Source organism: Maridesulfovibrio sp., assembly GCF_963666665.1.
Classification (GTDB): domain Bacteria; phylum Desulfobacterota; class Desulfovibrionia; order Desulfovibrionales; family Desulfovibrionaceae; genus Maridesulfovibrio.
Window position 1 is genome coordinate 4,213,428 of sequence record NZ_OY762999.1, and the last position, 19,641, is coordinate 4,233,068.

General features: G+C 47.3%; 16 protein-coding genes and 4 tRNA genes. 5 read left to right on the top strand and 15 right to left on the bottom strand.

Going from position 1 to position 19,641, the window contains the following annotated elements; translation table 11 throughout:
- Positions 1–30 precede the first annotated feature (30 nt).
- The 6 genes from ACKU40_RS19250 to pnuC all read right to left on the bottom strand — a co-directional run bounded on the left by ACKU40_RS19250 (position 31) and on the right by pnuC (position 5,994).
- On the bottom strand, positions 31–993 hold the full coding sequence (locus ACKU40_RS19250) for an ABC transporter ATP-binding protein (RefSeq protein WP_320174394.1): 963 nt from the start codon (positions 991–993) through the stop codon (positions 31–33).
- Entirely contained in the window at positions 990–1,928 is a 939-nt protein-coding gene (locus tag ACKU40_RS19255; RefSeq protein ID WP_320174395.1) for an ABC transporter permease, read from the bottom strand. The genes ACKU40_RS19250 and ACKU40_RS19255 overlap by 4 nt, the downstream gene beginning before the upstream one ends.
- An 11-nt stretch (positions 1,929–1,939) precedes the next feature.
- A complete protein-coding gene (locus ACKU40_RS19260; RefSeq protein WP_320174396.1) occupies positions 1,940–2,914 on the bottom strand; it encodes an ABC transporter permease in 975 nt (324 codons plus the stop codon).
- Between the two features lie 71 nt (positions 2,915–2,985).
- Positions 2,986–4,557 (bottom strand): ABC transporter substrate-binding protein, encoded by a 1,572-nt coding sequence (locus ACKU40_RS19265; RefSeq protein ID WP_320174397.1) that lies wholly within the window; start codon positions 4,555–4,557, stop codon positions 2,986–2,988.
- A gap of 304 nt (positions 4,558–4,861) precedes the next feature.
- A complete protein-coding gene (locus ACKU40_RS19270; RefSeq protein WP_320174398.1) occupies positions 4,862–5,386 on the bottom strand; it encodes an ATP-binding protein in 525 nt (174 codons plus the stop codon).
- The gene (gene pnuC / locus ACKU40_RS19275) at positions 5,374–5,994 is read right to left on the bottom strand and encodes a nicotinamide riboside transporter PnuC (RefSeq protein ID WP_320174399.1); all 621 of its coding nucleotides are present in this window, start codon (positions 5,992–5,994) and stop codon (positions 5,374–5,376) included. The genes ACKU40_RS19270 and pnuC overlap by 13 nt, the downstream gene beginning before the upstream one ends.
- Before the next feature lie 177 nt (positions 5,995–6,171).
- Between pnuC and ACKU40_RS19280 the strand changes: the two genes are divergently transcribed.
- A complete protein-coding gene (locus ACKU40_RS19280; protein WP_320174400.1) occupies positions 6,172–6,864 on the top strand; it encodes an aspartate/glutamate racemase family protein in 693 nt (230 codons plus the stop codon).
- Between the two features lie 109 nt (positions 6,865–6,973).
- Here the strand turns inward: ACKU40_RS19280 and ACKU40_RS19285 are convergent, their stop codons facing one another.
- A complete protein-coding gene (locus ACKU40_RS19285; RefSeq protein ID WP_320174401.1) occupies positions 6,974–9,208 on the bottom strand; it encodes a lipase/acyltransferase domain-containing protein in 2,235 nt (744 codons plus the stop codon).
- Between the two features lie 264 nt (positions 9,209–9,472).
- Positions 9,473–10,087, bottom strand: a complete 615-nt coding sequence (locus ACKU40_RS19290; protein ID WP_320174402.1) for a LysE family translocator — start codon at positions 10,085–10,087, stop codon at positions 9,473–9,475.
- A gap of 127 nt (positions 10,088–10,214) precedes the next feature.
- Between ACKU40_RS19290 and ACKU40_RS19295 the strand changes: the two genes are divergently transcribed.
- Positions 10,215–11,390: an MFS transporter gene (locus tag ACKU40_RS19295; RefSeq protein WP_320174403.1), complete on the top strand. Its 1,176-nt coding sequence runs from the start codon at positions 10,215–10,217 to the stop codon at positions 11,388–11,390.
- 66 nt (positions 11,391–11,456) lie between these two features.
- Here ACKU40_RS19295 and ACKU40_RS19300 read toward each other — a convergent pair.
- The 5 genes from ACKU40_RS19300 to ACKU40_RS19320 form a co-directional block, all read right to left on the bottom strand.
- Positions 11,457–11,532: transfer RNA gene (locus ACKU40_RS19300), tRNA-Thr, on the bottom strand.
- Positions 11,533–11,696: 164 nt separating this feature from the next.
- Positions 11,697–11,773: transfer RNA gene (locus ACKU40_RS19305), tRNA-Pro, on the bottom strand.
- Positions 11,774–11,999: 226 nt separating this feature from the next.
- Positions 12,000–12,075 (bottom strand) — tRNA-Thr (locus ACKU40_RS19310).
- Positions 12,076–12,240: 165 nt separating this feature from the next.
- Positions 12,241–12,317: transfer RNA gene (locus ACKU40_RS19315), tRNA-Pro, on the bottom strand.
- Between the two features lie 419 nt (positions 12,318–12,736).
- Positions 12,737–13,924 carry a hypothetical protein gene (locus ACKU40_RS19320; protein ID WP_320174404.1) on the bottom strand — a complete coding sequence of 396 codons (1,188 nt, stop codon included), beginning with the start codon at positions 13,922–13,924 and terminating at the stop codon, positions 12,737–12,739.
- Positions 13,925–14,160: 236 nt separating this feature from the next.
- On the opposite strand from ACKU40_RS19320, the gene ACKU40_RS19325 reads away from it, so the two are divergent.
- Positions 14,161–14,970, top strand: coding sequence for an EF-hand domain-containing protein (locus tag ACKU40_RS19325; protein ID WP_320174405.1), 810 nt, complete (start codon positions 14,161–14,163; stop codon positions 14,968–14,970).
- A 125-nt stretch (positions 14,971–15,095) separates the two neighbouring features.
- Here the strand turns inward: ACKU40_RS19325 and ACKU40_RS19330 are convergent, their stop codons facing one another.
- Positions 15,096–16,250, bottom strand: coding sequence for an iron-containing alcohol dehydrogenase (locus ACKU40_RS19330; protein ID WP_320174406.1), 1,155 nt, complete (start codon positions 16,248–16,250; stop codon positions 15,096–15,098).
- Between the two features lie 240 nt (positions 16,251–16,490).
- On the opposite strand from ACKU40_RS19330, the gene ACKU40_RS19335 reads away from it, so the two are divergent.
- Together ACKU40_RS19335 and ACKU40_RS19340 are read left to right on the top strand one after the other, a co-directional pair.
- Positions 16,491–17,747 carry a glycerophosphodiester phosphodiesterase family protein gene (locus tag ACKU40_RS19335; protein ID WP_320174407.1) on the top strand — a complete coding sequence of 419 codons (1,257 nt, stop codon included), beginning with the start codon at positions 16,491–16,493 and terminating at the stop codon, positions 17,745–17,747.
- Between the two features lie 253 nt (positions 17,748–18,000).
- Entirely contained in the window at positions 18,001–19,110 is a 1,110-nt protein-coding gene (locus ACKU40_RS19340; RefSeq protein WP_320174408.1) for a metal-dependent phosphohydrolase, read from the top strand.
- 80 nt (positions 19,111–19,190) lie between these two features.
- Here ACKU40_RS19340 and ACKU40_RS19345 read toward each other — a convergent pair whose 3' ends face one another.
- Positions 19,191–19,502 (bottom strand): TIGR03905 family TSCPD domain-containing protein, encoded by a 312-nt coding sequence (locus ACKU40_RS19345; protein ID WP_320174409.1) that lies wholly within the window; start codon positions 19,500–19,502, stop codon positions 19,191–19,193.
- Between the last annotated feature and the right edge of the window lie 139 nt (positions 19,503–19,641).

The window sequence follows — 19,641 nt, forward strand, 5'->3', positions numbered from 1 at the left end:
TCATTTCATCAAAAACGCGTAGCGTATCCCTTACAAAGGATGATGGCAGCGTACAACGCGTCCGTTTTCCTGCTCGGTCCGCTCCGGGGCGACCATACACTGGTCGTCGGCATAGGGGCAGCGCATCCTGAAGGAACAGCCTTCGGGGATGTTGATCAGCGAAGGAGTCATGCCCGGAATCTGGAACAGCGGCTCGCCGCGTTTGTTGCGACTGGGTACTGATCCGATCAGACCGTGAGTGTACGGATGCATGGGATGGTCGAGGATTTCCTCAACATTACCCTGTTCGATGATCCGCCCGGCATACATTACCGCCACCTTGTGGGCCAGACCAGCTACTACGGTCAGGTCGTGGGTGATCCAGATCAGGGCCATTCCGGTCTTGCGGCAGAGTGTCTGCATTTCGGAAAGAATCTGGCTCTGGATGGTTACGTCCAGTGCGGTGGTCGGTTCATCGGCAATGATCAGGTCCGGCTTGTTAAGCAGTCCGATGGCAATGGCAACGCGCTGGCGCATACCGCCGGAGAACTGGTGCGGGTAAGCCTTAATCCGTTCCTCTGGGGAAGGGATACCTACCATGGCAAGGGCCTCAATGGAACGGCGGCGTGCTTCATCTTTGGACACCTTTTCGTGGGCGGTAATGGCTTCCATCATCTGGGTGTCGATGCGCAGGACAGGATTGAGAGTCATCATGGGGTCCTGAAAGATCATGGAGACCTTGGCACCCCTGAATTTACGCCATTCATCTTCGGACTGACCGATGATTTCCTGTCCTTTGTATTTGATGGAACCGCCGGCAATTTCACCCGGAGGGTCCACAAGCCCCATAATCGAGAAACCTGTTACGGACTTACCGGAACCGGATTCACCGACAATACCGACAATTTCGCCCTTGCCGATGTCGAGACTGATGTCATCGACAGCCTTGGCGATTCCGGCACGGGTGTAAAAGTAGGTCTTAAGATTTTGTATGCTGAGAATGTTTTCACTCATTTTTTCAACCTCGGATTCAGAACGTCACGCAAGCGGTCACCAACAAGGTTGATGGATACGATGAGGATAAGCAGGGCTACACCGGGGTAGAAGCTGATCCAGTAGTACCCTGACTGCAGGTACTTGAAACCGTTGGCAATGAGCAGACCCAGCGAAGGCTGGGTGATAGGCATACCCAGTCCGAGGAAGGAGAGGGTTGCCTCAAGTGCGATTGCGCCTGCTACCTTAACGGTAGAGATAACGATCAGCTCCGGTGTACAGTTGGGCAGCACGTGCCCGAACATGATCCTGTTCTGGGGCAGGGCGAGGCACTTGGCAGCTTCCACGTATTCCTTTCTGCGTTCCACCAGCACGTTACTGCGGATGGCGCGGGCGTAGTAGGCCCACTGGCAAACGACCAGCGAGAGGATTATCTTATCCACACCTTTGCCTAGGATTGCCAATAGGATCAGGGCTACCAGAATCGCCGGGAAGCTTAGCTGCAGGTCGACTACACGCATGATGAATGAGTCCGTGCGTCCGCCGATAAATGATGCCCAGAGACCGATGACGGAACCGATGACCAGCGCGATTATGGTACTTACTACACCGACGCCGAGGCTGATGCGCAGACCATAGAGGATGGCGCTGAGCATGTCGCGGCCCTGACTGTCTGTTCCCAAATAGTAAGTCACGGATTCGTCCATGGATTTTGCGCCCGGTTCGAGCTTGGAATCCATGATGTCGATGGTCATCAGGTCGTACGGGTTCTGCGGGGAAAAGTACGGAGCCATGAGCGCGACAACCACCATCAGGGTCAGAATGATCAGCCCGATGGTTGCGGTCTTGCTCTCAAAGTATTCTTTCAGTGATTGCAGGAGCAGGGATTCTTCTTTTTCCGGCATGTTGTCGGCTGCGGACATTTCCGGCTGCTGCGTCTGTTGTGTTTCTGCCATAGTGAAATCTCCTAATTCTGGTCGCCCAAGCGGACTCGGGGGTCCAGAATGGAGTAGATGATATCAACGATGAGGTTGATGATGATAAACATGGTCACGGTGATGAGCAGGTAAGCAACAATAACCGGACGGTCGAGAACTCCGATGGAGTCGATAACCAGCTTACCCATACCGGGCCAAGAGAAAATAGTCTCAGTAACAACCGCAAAAGCGATCAGTCCGCCGAACTCCATACCCAGAACAGTGACTACAGGGATCATGATGTTTTTCATGACGTGCAACCCGATAATGCGGGTATTGCTCAGCCCTTTGGCGCGGGCGAACTTAACGTAATCCATCTGGATATTTTCCTGTACTCCGGCGCGGCTGAGCCTGATGGCCAGCGAGGTCTTGAATAGTGCGAGGTTCATGGCCGGAAGGATCAGGTGGCGGATACCGTCCCAAGTAAGAAAACTGACCGGAACACCGAGTAAGTCTACCGTTTCCCCGCGTCCTCCCGAAGGCAGCCAGCCCAGATAAACCGAGAAGATAATAATGAACATCAGCCCGACCCAGAAGGTTGGCAGACTGAAGCCCAGTATGGAGAAACGCATGATACTTCGCCCGAGTAGCGTATCCGATTTAATACCGGCGATCATACCCAGCGGGATGCCGAAAAATACGGCCATGAGCATGGCTGTTACGGCCAGCTCCATGGTTGCGGGCATGCGCTGCATGATCAGTTTCAGCGCGGGTTCGTTGTATACAAAAGAGTTCCCGAGGTCGCCTTGCACAGCATCTGTGAGAAAGCGCATGTATTGCTCGGGCAGTGGCTTATCCAAGCCAAGTTCCTTGATAGCGCGGTCCCTTTCCGCCGGAGTGGCGTCGGGAGCGATGAGGATATCGATCGGGTTACCGATACAGAATACACCGCCGAAAACCAGTACGGACATTACCAGTAGTACGACGATGGATTGCGAAATTCTTCTTATCAAAAATGCGAGCATGAAATTTTGCTCCAGTTAAAAAAGGGGCGCACTATGTACGCCCCTTTTGATTAATCTAATAGGTGAACGTACTACTTGGTAACTTTAATATCTCGGGGCAGGGTATAGCCGTCAGTGCGACCATTGTACTCAATACCCTTCTTGGATGCCCAGACGTTAACCTGATAATGGATAGGGATGATACCCAGATCGCCGATACCCATTTCGGTGGCCTTGATGATCAATTCGTTGTGCTTTGCAGGATCAACGGTGACCAGAGCTTTTTCGAGGGTGGCATCGAGTTCGGGGTTGGAGTAGCGACCGCGGTTGGAAGAACCAAAGCCTTTTTCCTTGTCATAGGTGTGCAGCAGAGCACCGACGCAGTTGGACTGTTCGCCGGTGTCAGTTGCCCAGCCTACGAGCATGAAGCTGAACTCAAGGGCGGAAGCGCGGCCAAAGTATACACTCTTAGGCATGGTGTTAACTTCGGTTTTGATGCCGATTTTGGTCAGCATCTGAGCTATGGCCTGAGCGATGTCAGCATCGTTTACGTAACGGTCGTTGGGACCGTGGATAACCAGTTTGAAACCTTCAGGATAACCAGCTTCTGCGAGCATGGCCTTGGCACCTTTAGGATCGTATTCTTCAGGCTTGAGGCGTTTGCTGGTGCCTTCGTATCCATCGGGAACCATCTGGCTTGCGGGTACTGCAAGACCGTCCATGATGCGACCTGCGATTGCGCGGCGGTTGATGGCTTTGGAGATAGCCTTACGAACACGGAAGTCTTTCAGGGGGTTTTTGATCTTTTCACCGTTGTTACCGGAAACAGTGGGGGAATCGTCACGGTCGGTATCAAGGTGCAGGTAGATCAGACGGGTGGAAGGAGATTCAGAAAGAGTTATCTTTTTGTTCTCGCCCAGACCGTCAACATCTGCCGGGGGTGCGAAGTTGATCAGGTCAACATCGCCGGATTTCAAAGCTGCAACACGGGTTCCGTCGTTGGTGATGGGGCGAACGATGATTTCTTCCCAAGGCATTTTTTCGCCCCAGTAGTTATCATTGCGTTTGTAGATGATTTTGTCACCGCGTTCCCATTTGACCAGAGAGTAGGGGCCGGTACCGATGCAGGCTTTACCGGAGTTGAAATCTTCGGTGGTAGCACCTTCAGCATTCTTCTTGGAGATGATGGGGAAAGCCGCCATCTGACGAGGAAGAAGCGGAGCAGGTGCTTCGGTGATGAAACGGATGGTGTAGGGATCAACTATGTCCATCTTCTGGATGTTGGAAACAAATCCGGTGAAGGAAGAAGGACTGTTGGGTACGTTGGGAATGCGTTCAATGGTGAATTTTACGTCTTCAGCAGTGAACGGGGACCCGTCGTGAAATTTGACGCCTTTGCGGAGTTTGAATTCCCATACGTTGTCGGAAACGGGGTTCCAGGATGTAGCCAGACCCGGCTCAAGTTTCTGTCTGTTGTCCTGACGGATCAGTTTGTCAAAAACATACAAGGCCTGCTCGTTGTTGGCGTTAACGTTGTGGAAATGGGGATCAAGAGAGGTGGGTTCACCTTTCAGGCCGAGGGTCAGTGTTTCTGCGTGGGCCATGGTTGCTCCAAAGGCAAAGCAAGCCACGATAGCAAGAACAATCAATAGTTTCTGGCGCATTCATTACTCCTTGTTTCTCATTCTTATAAAACCTGACTTACCTTACATAAATTTCGCTCAAGATCAAGGTTTTGCTTATTGTAGGATTGATGAATGCGTAAATATGAGTGTTGGAAATTAATGGTTTTGTTATGTGCCGGGATTGCTTTTGATCATTCAATCAATATTGGGTGTTTTGTTTAGCATAATAGGCAAGTTGTGATTGTTTACGCTGTTGGGTGTTTGCTTCTTATGAATCTATTTATCATTTGAAAGATGCATTTAGTATTAGTCTCTTTAAGACTGTAAAGTGAACTGAACAACATTATTTTATTGGTGCAGCAAGGATTTCATCAATAAGTTTTATGGATTCAACTGTTCGTTGCGTCAACGGTCCACTTATTGTTTGGAAAGGGATATTGCGGGAGTTCAGTTCGCTTATGAACAGATTCTGCATGTATTCCCGCTCTTCAGGCATATCCCTCTGCCCGTCTGCCTGCCACTGAACATCAATATCGCAAAGCAGATAGAGACTGGATCCGAGCGTGTTAAGCTTATCGTTAAGCCAGTCGGGGCATCCACTGAAATAGTGCTTGGCATAGACAATGGAAGAAATGATGTCCGTGTCGCAGACAAGCGGATTGTATCCCTTGGCTGCGGCTTCGTTCTCATACTGCAATTGTCCTTGGGCGATAGGAATAACATCGTCTGCGGTCAGGATGCCGTTTTTCATTGCAAAGTATTCGCGCAAATATTCAGGAACGAATTCCACTTTGTAATGTTCGGCCAGCTTGGCGGCCAGAGTTGACTTTCCAGTGCATTCGGAACCTGTAAGTACTACGCGGAGCATTCACACTCCCGGTCTGCACGGTAGGATTTGAGCCAGCTGAGAAATCCGAGCACGGCCATGGCAGTATAGACTCCCATGAGCCCGCTGTATCCGACCCAGCCCTTGGCGTAGTAAATGCCGATATACATAACATCGGCGGTGATCCAGAGCAGCCAGTTTTCCATGTACTTTTTGGCGAGTAGATATTGGGCGATGAGTGAAAGCACGGTTGTTAATGCGTCCCACCACGGGAAGGATGCCTCAAGATAGTTTTCCATGAGGTATCCGGTGGGGATGAACGTAACCAGTCCGATAAGAGTCAGGCGGATGGCGAGCTTGCGGTCCACGCTTTGGACCTTGAGGGGGGTGTTGTCCGTGCCGCCGCGCAGCCATTGGTACCAGCCGTAGAAACCGAGAACCACATAAACGAATTGCAGGAAGGCATCGGAATAAAGTTTGCCTTGGAAAACAATGAACATCCAGATACCCACGCTGACAATGCCGAAAGGCCAGCAGAGCGGATTCTGGCGTACACTCAATAAGATATAGATAAGTCCGGTAGCGATGGAGAGTTGTTCTCCGAGGCTCATGGCTGAGACGAAATTAACGATGAAATTGATGAGTTCCATATGGTTCCTGCAATAAAATTGTTGATTGAGTTGCGTTTAGTTCGGCAATGTTATCAGGTTCCGGGATAAAGTCCATTTTTAGAGATCTGTGCTGGTGTATTTTAAGCTTGCTGTGTGTTTTTAGGTACAGATTATTTTGCTATACGGTGCCGGAAGTTTGAATCCAAGGAGGAAATTATGAAAACTCTCGGAATTCTCGGCGGTATGAGCTGGGAATCAACAATATCATATTACAAGCTGCTCAATGAAGGCGTGCGCGGGAAACTGGGCGGTCTTCATTCATGTAGAATGGTCATGCACAGTGTGGATTTTGCACCTTTTGCTGAGCAGATGGGGCGCAGTGACTGGGAAAGCATCGCTGCCGGTTTGGTCAAGGGAGCCAAAAGCGTTGAGGCTGGCGGAGCCGATGCCCTTATCATTGCTACCAATACCATGCACAAGGCTGCTCCTGAAGTTCAGGCGGCAGTCAATATTCCGTTGTTGCATATGGCTGATGCCATTGCCGCAGGAGCGAAAAAGTGCGGAGCTTCCAAACTCGGCCTGCTGGGTACGGCTTTTACAATGGAACAGGATTTTCTGTCGCGCCCCCTTAAAGAGAAATATGGTCTGGACGTAATTGTACCGGATTGTGATGGGCGGTCCATGGTTCATCGCACAATTTTTAATGAGCTTTGTTGCGGAAAGTTTATGGATAATACCAGAGAAGGGTACGTAAAGATTATCGAAGAAATGTCCGCGCAGGGGGCAGAAGCAATCGTACTAGGCTGTACCGAGATCGGATTGCTGGTCAAGCCGGAGGATGTTTCCGTGCCTTTAATTGATACGGTTGAGGCGCATGTGGAGTTGGCACTGGATTATGTTTTGAGATAAACATTGTCGCATCTAAGTAGGTAAAGAATAATGTGCGATTGAGTTGTATCGTGTGGCTGGCATAATTCTATGCCAGCCACTGTTTTATGGATTGTTGATGTGGCAGTTGTTAATTGCACAGTGAATTGTAATTTTCAGGGATAATTATTGTTGAGTTCTCTTCTATCTTGCTTAAATCATAGTATGCGTTTTCGTATTTAAAGCAATCTTTGCTGGATTTGTTTGTGCAGGTGCCAATTGCAAAATTATCGTTATTTTCAGTTAAGTTGTATTCAGCTAAGTTATAGCTTTTATGTAAAATGTCCAGTTGAGACCAACATGAGTTATCTGAAATTGAGGGAATGCATTGTGCTACGCTGCCCAGTGTCCCGTTGCGCTTCAATATTACTTTGAGCTCTTTTTCAGATGTTCTTTCTGCAGTATATTTCTTGTCTTTAAGACAGGTTAAGCACTCGCTTAGCGGTGAATATTTATCTGTGATGCTTTTTTGGGTTTCTGTGGTTATGTCCTTAGCTGGTTCAATTTTATTTTCGTCTGCTTTAAGTATTGTTGTTTCGTTCTGAGATGTTTTTGTTTTTTTTACTGTAGGTATTTCTTTGAGGTTGTTATAGGCGTTCTTCCACAGAAGATCTTTAATGTAATAGTATAGTGGGTTGCTTCCATTTTTGTCTAATATATTGCTGTGTTCGGCGTAAAATGATTTACGCGCGTAATTGCTAAATTTCGGATTTGATATGTTGTATATTGTTACCGTTCCTGCTTCTGGAGATGTTTCGTCACGTCCTAAGTCAGAAGCCTTAGTGCATTCTCCTTGCATTCCACTAAGTGACACTATTGATACTGTTCCATCCCCAGCCTTTTTCCCTTTTTCAAGTTCGCCTTCAAGCATTTTTAAGTCGTAAGCGAAAGTGTTTTTCTTACCATTGACAGAGATTATATTTGCAGAAGGGACGGTTAATTCTTGGCGGTTCTTCCTTCTCTCTTTAGGCATATCCCAGAACTTAGCACTTTCATTTATTAAATTCTCAATATATTTTTTGTGAGCATTGCTGCCGTGTATTTGGCTGCTAAGATCTGTTGGATTGAATCTGACGTGTGGCAGAAGGTAATATAGCGAAGGGAAAGATCTTGTTAAAATAATACTGACTGGTTTTCCTAAAATTAATGACAGAAGATCATCTTTTATTATTGCGGGAACTCCTTGTCGTAATGCCATTCCTGCCTGGATAGAACCAGAAAGTGGCGAGGAGATCATAATTACGTGTTTTACGTAATCGCTCCCTTTGCACCCTGCAACAAAGTCATTTGCATAAAAATATGCAATTAATCCTCCAAGGCTGTGCCCGATAAGTGTTATTTTCTTGTCTCCAGGCTTTAGTTTCTTTGTCAGTGAATTGTGTAGTGATTTGATTATTTCAGGGAATGAGAGTCTCCAGTCATACGCAAATGGAGTAATTGATCCGTATTTACCTGAGGCTTTGCTGGCAACTATTTGCTCGGGAGTTTCAGTGCTTTCTTTTTGGTATGGAAAATTGTTGTCTTCACTGAATTTTGGAAAATTCTTCAAGAAGTTTTTATAGGTGTGAGCGCTATTTTCGATTTTCCCTTCGCTCTCTAGTCCTATTATTCCACATGCCTTTAAATTTCCTGAAGGATATGAGTCTTCTCCGTTGTGTCTGTGAAGTTGTAGCAGTCTTTCTGATGTGAAATACTCCCCATCAGCATCCCATACCGTGTTATCGTTTTTGTCACATATGATGCTTCCCAATATTCCCGGTAAGAAATAAATCGGGTTTTGGGGTGAATTTACATCCGTAATATATTCAAATTCAAAGCCTCTTTCCTGCTCGGGTAATTCTCGGCTATTCCATGTTACAGTCATTTTATAGTTGCTATTGGAAATAATGCATATTTTATGGATTTTGTGTCCTACAACCATATTTTCAGCTAAATTCAGTGTAAGTTTGCTTTGGTCTTTTTTTATTTGAAATATTTCTTTACCAAGAGCCGCTGTTTTGCCGTCAAATGAAACCGAAAATGTGTCACTAATAAATTTATAAAGTTCATCCTCTTTCATTCGCTTGCTTGAAAATTCGATCAAGAGAAAAGGTTTTTCGATAACTGTGGGATTTTTTTTGGGCCTTGCGTAATTCGATTTATGTTCGATTTTGGGTTCAGATGAAATGGCTATTGTTATTGGTATTTGTTTTTCTGTAGATGCAAGATTTTTGTATCCGCATCCTGTAAAACAAAATGTGGTTATGACCGCAATGAGAATAAAGGTGATTGGTAATGCCGCTTGTTTGAAAGTTCTACTGAGAGCACGCTCGATATCTCTAAACATAAGAATAAACCTCCCCTTTTATCTGTGTTTAGTTTGATAGCAGTTTAAAGTGAAAAACTGTTAAATAAGAGGTGGTTTTATGCTTTATTTTGTGAGTAAGCAAGCGTAAATTGTTTTTGTTTTAGATGTCTTGCTATTATGAAAAATATATTATTAGTTAATACTTGTGTGCCGCTGTGTAGGGGCACTGAGTAAAAGATTTGATTGAGTTGGTTGGGGGGATATAAATGTAGAGTTATGCAAATAGAGGTAGGCTGTTTAGTGCTATTCCGTAGCAACAGCCACCCCGGACCCGATCAATACCGATCCGGCACAGCGGTTGGCGATTTTCCATACTTTCGGGCTGCGGATAGCTGCTCGGCTGCGATCACCCAGCCATGCGTAGCTCAACAATACTGCCAGTACTGTGGGGATGACCGCGCAAGTTACGATAATTACATCACTTGCTGTCAGGGCCTGCAAATCCATGAATCCTGGCAGGAATCCACAATAGAAGGCGATCAGCTTGGGGTTGCCAAGAGAGACACACTGTCCGGCAAGGTAGGTTTTTCCGACTCCCTTTTCTGTGGGCAGACTGGAGCAGTCTGCGGCAGGCGGGGTTGCCATCCAGCTTTTGATTCCCAGATATATCAGATAGGCCGCACCAATCCATTTCAGGACCATAAATCCGGTACCCAGTTTTTGGGCTACGAAGCCCATGCCGAAAATTGCCATGAGCAGGTAACAGAGGTCTCCGCTGACAACTCCGAGACAGAAGATGGCTGTGGATTTAAAGCCGCGTGAAACGGACTGGGCGATGATGGACATTACTCCCGGTCCGGGAATCATCGCAAAGATTAAAACTGCGAATAGCAGAGCTATTGTAGATGTGACGGTCATTGCTTTACTCCATAATTATTGTTTTTGATTACTCCTCACTTCTTATGCGGTCCAGCAATTAATGCGTTGGCAGCACGGGCATAGTCGTCTATCACAAGAGAATCAAACCCCTAACCGGAATCAATGCATGTCTGAAAAGCAGTCTCTTCCTTTTATAGAATTCATTACTTTGTGCAGTCTTGTCTTCATGGCTGTCTGCAACAACTCCGTATATTACAGTCTGAATGTTTATTTACAGGAACTTGGATTCACTAAAAGTTTGTCCGGCCTGTTGATCAGTGTTTATTCCCTGTCCGGTATGTTCATGTATGCAACAGTTAGTAACCGCATCACTGCCGAGAACGCGTACAGTTTCATGTTTAAAGGTATGGTCATGGTTTGTATGTGCGGCTGTGGATATTTATATATCCAAGGTTTTTGGCCGCTTTTGCTGTTACGCATCGGGCAGGGTGTAGGGCTTTTTATGGTACTTGCGCCGTGTGTGGCTATTCTTGTTTCCATGGTCAGTCAGGATAATGTCGGCTCGGCGTTCAGTCTTTATTCCACGGCACTGCTGCTGCCATATGCGGTTATGCCCCATGTTTCGGAGCAGTTTGGTCCTTTGGTGGACGGTCCTGCATGGATTTATGCCGGAACAGCCGGACTTATCCCATTGGCATTTTTGCTGACTTTGTTCCTCCGCTTTCGTACTTCAAGGATGGAAAAGCACGGGCAGAATAAAGGGGAAGTAATATCTGCCAGAGAGTCCTATGCCAATCTTCTGCGTTTGAAGATAGTCTCTGTGCTGATGGTTAATGGCGTTTATTTCATGATTTTTAACGGGCTGTTCTTCCTTTTTCAGGATTTCGCCCATTCAAGGGGAATTTATCAGGCCGGGTATTTCTTTTCATTACAGATGGGTGTGATGATCGCCGTACGCCTTTTCGGCGGGACCTTATTTGACCGCTTTTCCAAGCGCGGATTGATTGTGACCGCTTTTGTTTTCACCGCCGGGGGCTTTGTACTGCTTAACGGGCTGCACGATGGGACCATGCTTCTGCCCATAGCTGTTGTATTTGGAATAGGCATGGGATTAAGTGCTCCGGCTCTTAATTCGTTGATGTTTGTGGTCAGTGAACCTCGTTTCCGTAGTTTCAACGTAAACATGATGATGTTTACCGTGCATATGGGATCTTTTTTGGGACCACTAATCGGCGGGATTGCCGTGGATTCAATGGGCTATAGCGGATTTCTCTGGATTGCAGCTGCGGGGACTGCCGGAACGGCTTTGGTGTTTATGCTGCTGGGTATGAGGGATGATTAGTTTTCAGTTGGAATACAAACGCAAAAAGCCCTGCTTTAGAAATAAAGCAGGGCTTTTTAATTGCTGTGGAGCTTCCGAGCAGGATTGAACTGCTGACCTCGTCCTTACCAAGGACGCGCTCTACCGACTGAGCCACGGAAGCACCTTATGTGTTGGCTTTCTTTAGCGATAATGTCTTGTAGACACGCTCAACCGTTTTGCGGGAGCTTCGTCGAAAGCCTTAGGTGACTGTTTCAAGTATCCTGAGTTGTCAAAAGAAAGGGTCGCAGTCGTAAAGGCTACGACCCTTGGGGTCTCTTTTTGACGTGGTCGGGATGAGAGGATTTGAACCTCCGACCCCTTGAACCCCATTCAAGTGCGCTCCCAGGCTGCGCTACATCCCGACGTCACGAAGAGAGGTTCTATAGAAATGTGTCGGACATGTCAACATGTTGGGGTGCTGAGAGGGGAATATTTTTGTATTATTCCAAGTGTCTTGAAATTATGGGCAGGTTGAGAAGGGAAAATGTTTAATTCCTGATGGAAGCGATCGGAAAGGGCTAAATCTTTTTGTGCGGATAAACGCAAAAAACCCTGCTTTATTTCTAAAGCAGGGTTTTTTAATTGCTGTGGAGCTTCCGAGCAGGATTGAACTGCTGACCTCGTCCTTACCAAGGACGCGCTCTACCGACTGAGCCACGGAAGCACCTTTATATGTTGGCTTTCTTTAGCGATAATGTCTTGTAGACACGCTCAACCGCTTTGCGGGAGCTTCGTTGAAAGCCTTAGGTGACTGTTTCAAGTATCCTGAGTTGTCAAAAGAAAGGGTCGCAGTCGTAAAGGCTACGACCCTTGGGGTCTCTTTTTGACGTGGTCGGGATGAGAGGATTTGAACCTCCGACCCCTTGAACCCCATTCAAGTGCGCTCCCAGGCTGCGCTACATCCCGACGTCACGAAGAGAGGTTCTATGGAAATGTGTCGGACATGTCAACAGGTTTTTTGAAAAAAACTATAAAGTTAAATTTGTTAAAAAAAATCAAATTATTATGGTTGTTGCGTGAGACCTGCAAATGATCAGATTTCATAATGGAGTTCCGTTGCAAAATGAATAGTATAAAAAAAGCGGCGAAGCATAAGCTCCGCCGCTCTTGGAATTCATGGATTAATTTTTAGGCAGAAGGTGTCTGTGGGGGCAGGGCTTTTCCACATTTAGTACATTTTATGGTTTTATCCTTATCCTTGATGCTGACGATATTGATATTGCCGCATTGCGAGCATTTACGTTTGCGTTTAAAGGCCGCCATAATACTCGAGTATATGCCCCACATGTTGATCCTGCATTTCTGCCGTTAAAGGGTCAATCTGATTAATGCCATTCACATCGCCAGCCTGCATAGCCCCCCTCTGCGAACATTTGGATTTTGTAAAAGCCGGGGCTGACAGTGATATGTTCGGACATGCCTACAACCCTTTCTTCCACTACTTGTCCGTCTTTGGTCAAGATTTTTACGCGATATCTTTGTTTGCCCTGCTTGTAGGGATCGGTAAAGCGCAGGGTGGTGCCGGATACTGTGCTAAGTTCCCATTCACCTCTAGAGTCGGATGTTCCAGACTTGAGGCTGCCGTGTGCCAGACGCCAACTGGCTGCGAGGTTGCCACGTACTCTTCTGGCAAAGTTCATTTTGGGGATCGGCTGCTGGGGCGTTTCCACTTGTTGCGCAGGAGGTGGTGCAGGTTGTGACGGACCGGAGATTCTTGTCCCCCAGACCCTGTTGCCTATTTGGTTCTTGCCGTCGACCCTGCTGCCGTCAGCGGATATGGTCAGGTCATCCACCCACTTGCCGTTGCTCCAGACTATTCTAATCCTGCCTTGAACCGGATCAATGCATTCCCAGTGGTTGTCGGTTCCGGGCATACGTCCGTCTGCGTAGAATTCAGCTTGAGATCCGGTAAACCACTTCCATTTGCCTGCGAATTTTTCGCATGCGTTTCCTGAGCCTCCATAAGGAGATGCGCCATAGGGAGTGTTGCTGCCTGTGCTGTTAGGAGGAGAGAAACGAAGGCTGTTAATACTCTGGTAAACAAGATTCTGGTACTGGTGGGCGAGTGATTCAACAAAGACCCCGATAGCCACGACAGCCCCGCCATTGGCATAGGTGAATATTGCGTACGCGTGCAGCCTGTTGCCATTGTAATATGAACTGTACTCCCGGAAAATTGCCGGGTGGTTGTCCTGCATAATATTGCGGCTGGCTATCCGGTTCTGGAAATAGGCTCCGCCGCGCTGAAGGATGCCCTGTTCCATGCCGTCGGCGATAGTTTGCAATCCGGGATTGTTGCCTGATGCGGCGTATACTTCAATGAAAGCGTTGCGGTCCGGTGATATTACCTGTTTTTTGAGGTCTTCTGACAGTCCTTGGGTGTTGTGTGTCCAGCCGGTCGGTGTTTGTATCCAGAAGTCGTAATCATCATATGCATTAGCGGGCCGAGCATAGCAAAGTATGAAGAACGCTGCCAGCAGAATGAAAATTAATGAACGTTTTTGGATATGCATAGTTTCCCTCCGGATGAAAATAGGATTTAGACCTAATTGGATGATAACATGGAGCAGTTATTTTTGAAAACAAATATGCAAGTGAAGTGTCTGGATGGAGTGTGTCAGTCTCTAAAGAAAAAAATATGAGAAGTTAATATTTCTTAATATGATCCGGTCCCGTTGTTGCTGCATTCCCGGTCAGACAGTGGAACAGGCAAATATTGCCTTTCTAAATAATGATCAGGAGGATAGCCATGAGCATTTCCGGTATAGGCAGTTCATCCGTAAGCGGTTTGTTTTCGGGCCAGATGAACCAGATGAAGCGTTCTGAGGATTTTGACTCCTCGGAAGATTTTGTCAGCTCCATTATTGGTGATCAGGACAGTGACGGTGATGGACAGTTAAGTTCGTCTGAAGCAGGTTTTTTGAGTGATATATTCACTGAAATTGATTCTGACGGTGACGGCTCTCTTTCACAGGAAGAAATGGTTGCCGACCTTGAAAACAGACAACAGCAGAAAGCTCTGATGGTGCAGATGTCTGTTTCTATGGTCGGCAACCCCGGTCAGAATCTGATTGATTCATTGATGGAAGAACTCGATAGCGATGGAGACAGCATGATCAGTGCTGAAGAATCCGGACTTAGCGAGGAATTATTTAACTCCCTTGATACCGATGGTGACGGTAATCTTTCCGCTGAGGAAATCGCCGAAAGCATGCGTCCGCCAGAAGAGATGATGCCTTCCGAAGGCATGGGCAATGCTGTTTCCAGCAGTTCTGCGGGAAGTTCTTCCAGTGATGATTCCGAAGAAGAATACGACGAATATGATTATAATCAGGACGGCGTAGTAACTCTGGATGAACTGCAAAAGGCTTTTGCTAATGGTGACACATCGTTAGCTGGTATCGTCGGTGAAGATTCCCAATTGAACCAGAATAGCTCGGAAGAAGATGGGCAGTCCGGGCAGTCCGGGCAGTCTATACTCCAGCGTATGGCAATGAATGCCTACCAGCAGCAGAGTGCACCAACTTCCGCCAATGAACTGCTCGGCGTCAGCGCATAGGTTTCAGCATCATGCTTAAGGCTGTGAAAGGATTTGCGGCCCGACGTATCAATTCAAAGTAAGGACATATGTCGTGAACATGGATGTAGCAAAAGGCTTACCTGAAGTCAGGTAAGCCTTTTCCATTAAAGTGCGTTAGCTAAAATTTTCAGCAATTCATCTTCGGTCAGTTCGATGGGATTGCCTTTCATGCTGCTGGCTCGTGCGGCCTTGGCTGCAAGTGATTTGAAATCTTTTTCCTGAACTCCGATTTCTCCCAGACCGGGGATTCGCATTTCAGCACAGATATTTTTAACCCATTCAATACCGTCCGCAGCTTGGGCTTCATTGTCTCCGGTCAGGATTTGCGCAATTTCAGTGTAGGCTGACAGAGCCGGATTTTGCGGATCACGTTTCTTGAGTGCGCGAATGTTCATTTCCATAACATAAGGCAAAAGTGCAGCGCATACTGCTCCGTGCGGGGCCTTGAATTCTCCTCCCAGCGGAGCTGCGAATCCATGTACTGCGCCAAGCTTGGCGTTGGCAAGGGTGATGCCTGAAAACAGGCTGGCCAGAGCCATGCCCGTGCGGGCTTCTATATCCTGCCCGTTTTTATAGGCGGAGAGTATTGAATGTGCTCCGTGTTTCAATCCTTCGCGGCAGAGTGCATTGGTCAATGGGGCGGCGTGCTTTGAAACAAATGATTCCATGAGCTGGGTCAGGGCATCCAGACCTGTGGCGGCAGTTACTGCCGGGGGAGCGGAAATGGTCAGCAGGGGGTCGACCACGGCGATGTCCGGGATCATATCCGCAGAACGCAGGCTGACTTTGACCTTTTGTTCAGCGCAGAGCAGTACCGCGTTGTTGGTTACTTCCGATCCTGTTCCCGAGGTAGTCGGCGCGGCAATCAGCGGCAGGGGCTTTTCAGTCAGGGGCATGCCTTTGCCTACTACTTCCAGATAATCGAATACGTCCCGTTTGTTGGGGATCAGTGCTGCGATGGCTTTACCTGCGTCCAGTACGCTTCCACCTCCAACAGCCACAACAATGTCGCAGTTCTTTGCGCGGGCTTCTGCTGCATGCCCGGCAATCAGTTCCGTGTCTGGTTCTCCGGCAATGGAAACAATGTGCAAGGATAATCCTTTTTTCTGCAATTCATCAATAAGCCACTGAATCCTTTGCGGTGATTTTCCGGTTACAAGGCAGGCATTATTGCCCTTGGCTGCTGCGTGTTCCGGAATAGAACGGGCAACGTCCGGGCCGAATACGATTTTGGGTGCGGTGGAAAATTGAAAATTCATACTTCATAATAGCACTACTAATCATGGGCGGCAATTTCTTTTCATGTATGAAAATTACGGATCGATAAATATTGTCACGTTTAGTTTTGTTTTCGTAAATGAAAACTGTTGAAATAAGGTTATAACAATGTTAACGCGTTTGTAACTTTTGTGAATTAATATTGTTTTCTTGCTTAGGTATGATTTCCAGATTGAGGAAGATTTTGTTTTTTTAATATGAAATACATTCAGGAGTGAACAATGTCTTTTCGTAAACTAGCTAATTATGCACTTGTGGCCGGTATGGCCGGACTTATGCTTGTCGGGTCCGGTTGTGCTGCTAAGAACAGTGGAATTCAGGTCGGCCCGCGTCCTTACTATCTTGTTAATGATCTGGATGATGGTAAATTGAAAACCGAGTTGAAAAAGGAGCAGGATGCACCATTGCAGCGCACTGATTTTTCCATTGGCCATCGGGGTGCCTGTATGCAGTTTCCAGAACACACCAAAGAATCATACGAAGCTGCGGCCCGTATGGGAGCAGGGATTTGCGAGTGTGATGTAACCTTCACTAAGGACCGTGAACTGGTATGCCGTCATTCCCAGTGTGATCTTGCAACAACCACTAATATTCTGCTTATTCCAGAACTGGCCGCCAAGTGTACCCAGCCTTTTCAGCCCGCTGAGTACGATGCGGACGGAAAGATGATTAAGCCAGCCTATGCTAAATGCTGTACAAGCGATATAACCCTTGCCGAGTTTAAGCTGCTTCAAGGTAAAATGGATGCTTCCAATCCTAAAGCCCGTACAGTTGCAGAATTTCTTGATGCTACTCCCAGTTGGAGAACCGACCGTTATTCCGGTACCGGAACTGTCATGACCCACGCCGAAAGTATTGAACTTTTCAAAAAGCTGGGCATGAAGATGACCCCTGAACTGAAAGAACCCAGCGTAGCCATGCCTTTTCAGGGCGATTACACCCAGCAGCAGTACGCGCAGCAGATGATTGATGAATACAAGGCCGCCGGGGTTGATCCGAAAAACGTATTTGCCCAGTCCTTCAGTCTTGATGATGTTAAGTACTGGCTCAAGAATGCCCCCGCTTTCGGTAAGCAGGCTGTATTCCTTGATGACCGTTACGATGACAAGGGCTTTGATTACCAGAACCCCGCAACATGGTCTCCGTCCATGAAAGAGCTGGTTGCCGATGGTGTCAGGATTATCGCTCCTCCGCTGTGGATGCTGGTAACAGTTGAAAACGGCAAGATGGTTCCTTCAGTCTATGCCAAGGAGGCCAAGGCTGCAGGATTGGATATTATTGCATGGTCGTTTGAGCGCTCTGGTCTGCTGAAGAATGGTGGTGGTTGGTACTACCAGTCAATAAATGACATCGTTACAAAGGATGCAGATACTCTGGTTCTGCTGAACGTTCTCGCTGAAGATGTAGGTGTAATCGGTGTATTCTCCGACTGGCCCGGTACTGTTACCTACTTTGCTAACAAGAAAGGTCTGAAGTAGTTTATTTAGTTCAGATAGTAATGTCTTAAGGGACGTCTTTCGGGACGTCCCTTTTTTGTATGCAAAATATTTATAACTAAATTTTGTTAATTCATCATTTACCTTTCGCTAGCTTCTATTTTTGGCCTGTATATTCATATTGAAACAATGTTGTAATCAAAACGGGGCCTTGTCGTAATTTATCTGTCAAGAATATCGCGCATATATTCCATGTCCGAGGGGAGGGCTAATCAAGTATACAAGGAGTTGTACTATGGAAAGACGCGAATTTTTGAAAATGGGTATTGTCGCCGGGGCCGCTGTTGCCGCATCCGCCATACCCGTAATGACTGAGGCTTCCTACACTGAGTTTACAATAAATGAATGCATGAAACTGACTCCGCAGCAGATGGCTGAGAATTCCGGTGCAGTCATGGAGTCGTGGAAGTATATTCAGAAACAGGCCGGGAGCATCAAGAACCCCAAGCTGCGTAAAGCAGTGCAGGAAATTATAGCCAATCCTGCGCCTAAGCTCATAGGTGCTGTTTCAGGCCGCAAGAAGGAAGTCTACCGGGAGCTTGAAAAGAACGGCTGGCTTGAGGGTGTTTCATACGAGGCTTTTCTGCCTGAAAACGGTTCATCAAACAAAGCCAACCAGCCATTCTACACCGCTCCCGGAAGCGGATACTCCAGTCACCATAGCTATCCCGGCGGTCTTGCCACCCATACTGCCCTGAACGTTGAGATGTCTTTGGCTCTCTACGACAATTACGAGAAAATATACGGTTTCAACCTTGACCGCGATGTGATTGTAGCAGCCCAGATCCTGCATGATCTGCATAAACCGTGGGTTTTCCAGTGGCAGAAAGACGGTTCCAGCCGTAATGAAAACAAGCTTGCGGGAACAGGTGAACACCATGTTCTCGGTGTTGCAGAATCCATTGTGCGCGGGCTTCCAGCGGAAGTCTGTGTTGCGCAGGCCTGTGCCCACAACCATCCCGGTTTTTCCAAGGACGAAGAAGGTCCGGTACGCTGGCTGAAGTCCGCAGCGATTATTGCTGATGTTGATCCGGTCAAGTACGGCCTGCTTGCTGCTGACGGCAAGACTCTTCCTTTGCAGCGCAGTATGGAAGCATTTGTCACCCATCTCGGAGACCACGACTGGGTGCTGACTGTTCCCGCAGCTAAATGGCTTATCCCGGCCATGGAAGAAATCGCCATGCAGGATTACGGTATGAATAAGGCTGATCTCAACTCAGCTAAGTTCCATGCTTTCCGCAACACGGTTTTCAGTCAGGCTACCATTATGAATCTTTACCATCTGCTGCAGAAGGACGGAAAGGAAGCACTGCGCAAGCAGGTTCATGCTATCGTGAAGGCCTAGTTTTATAGCTATAAAGCTTAATAAAAAAGGCGGTTGTCGATAATCGACAACCGCCTTTTTTCGTGACACTGAAAATCGTCTTAACTTTCCATATATTCGTGCAGGGCCTTGCATAGCTGGTCAGCACAGGAAGTGTTTTTTTTGCCGCAGGTGATACCTTCAAGAGTCTCAATGATCTTGGGAATTTCCATGCCTTCCACAAGGGCGGATACAGCCTTGAGGTTACCGTCGCAACCGCCGGTGAAATTTACATAGGTAAGTTTGTCACCTTCCACTTTAAAGCGGATCAGTTTAGCACAGACGCCTTTAGGGGTGAAAACATGGGTGTCCGCAGGTGCTTCAACTCCGCCTAGGGGAGTGAACATGGTCGGTTGAAGTGAGATGTTTTCCATTTCGTCCTCTGAATTTGATTAAAGTCATATCCGCTGCAGGATGCTGCGGGTAAAGTTGAATTGATTGTGCTGAAGGTTTTTCATCATGAAAATACGGGTCAGGTCAAGGGGCTTTTGGGCGTGTCTTGCAGCCTTAATT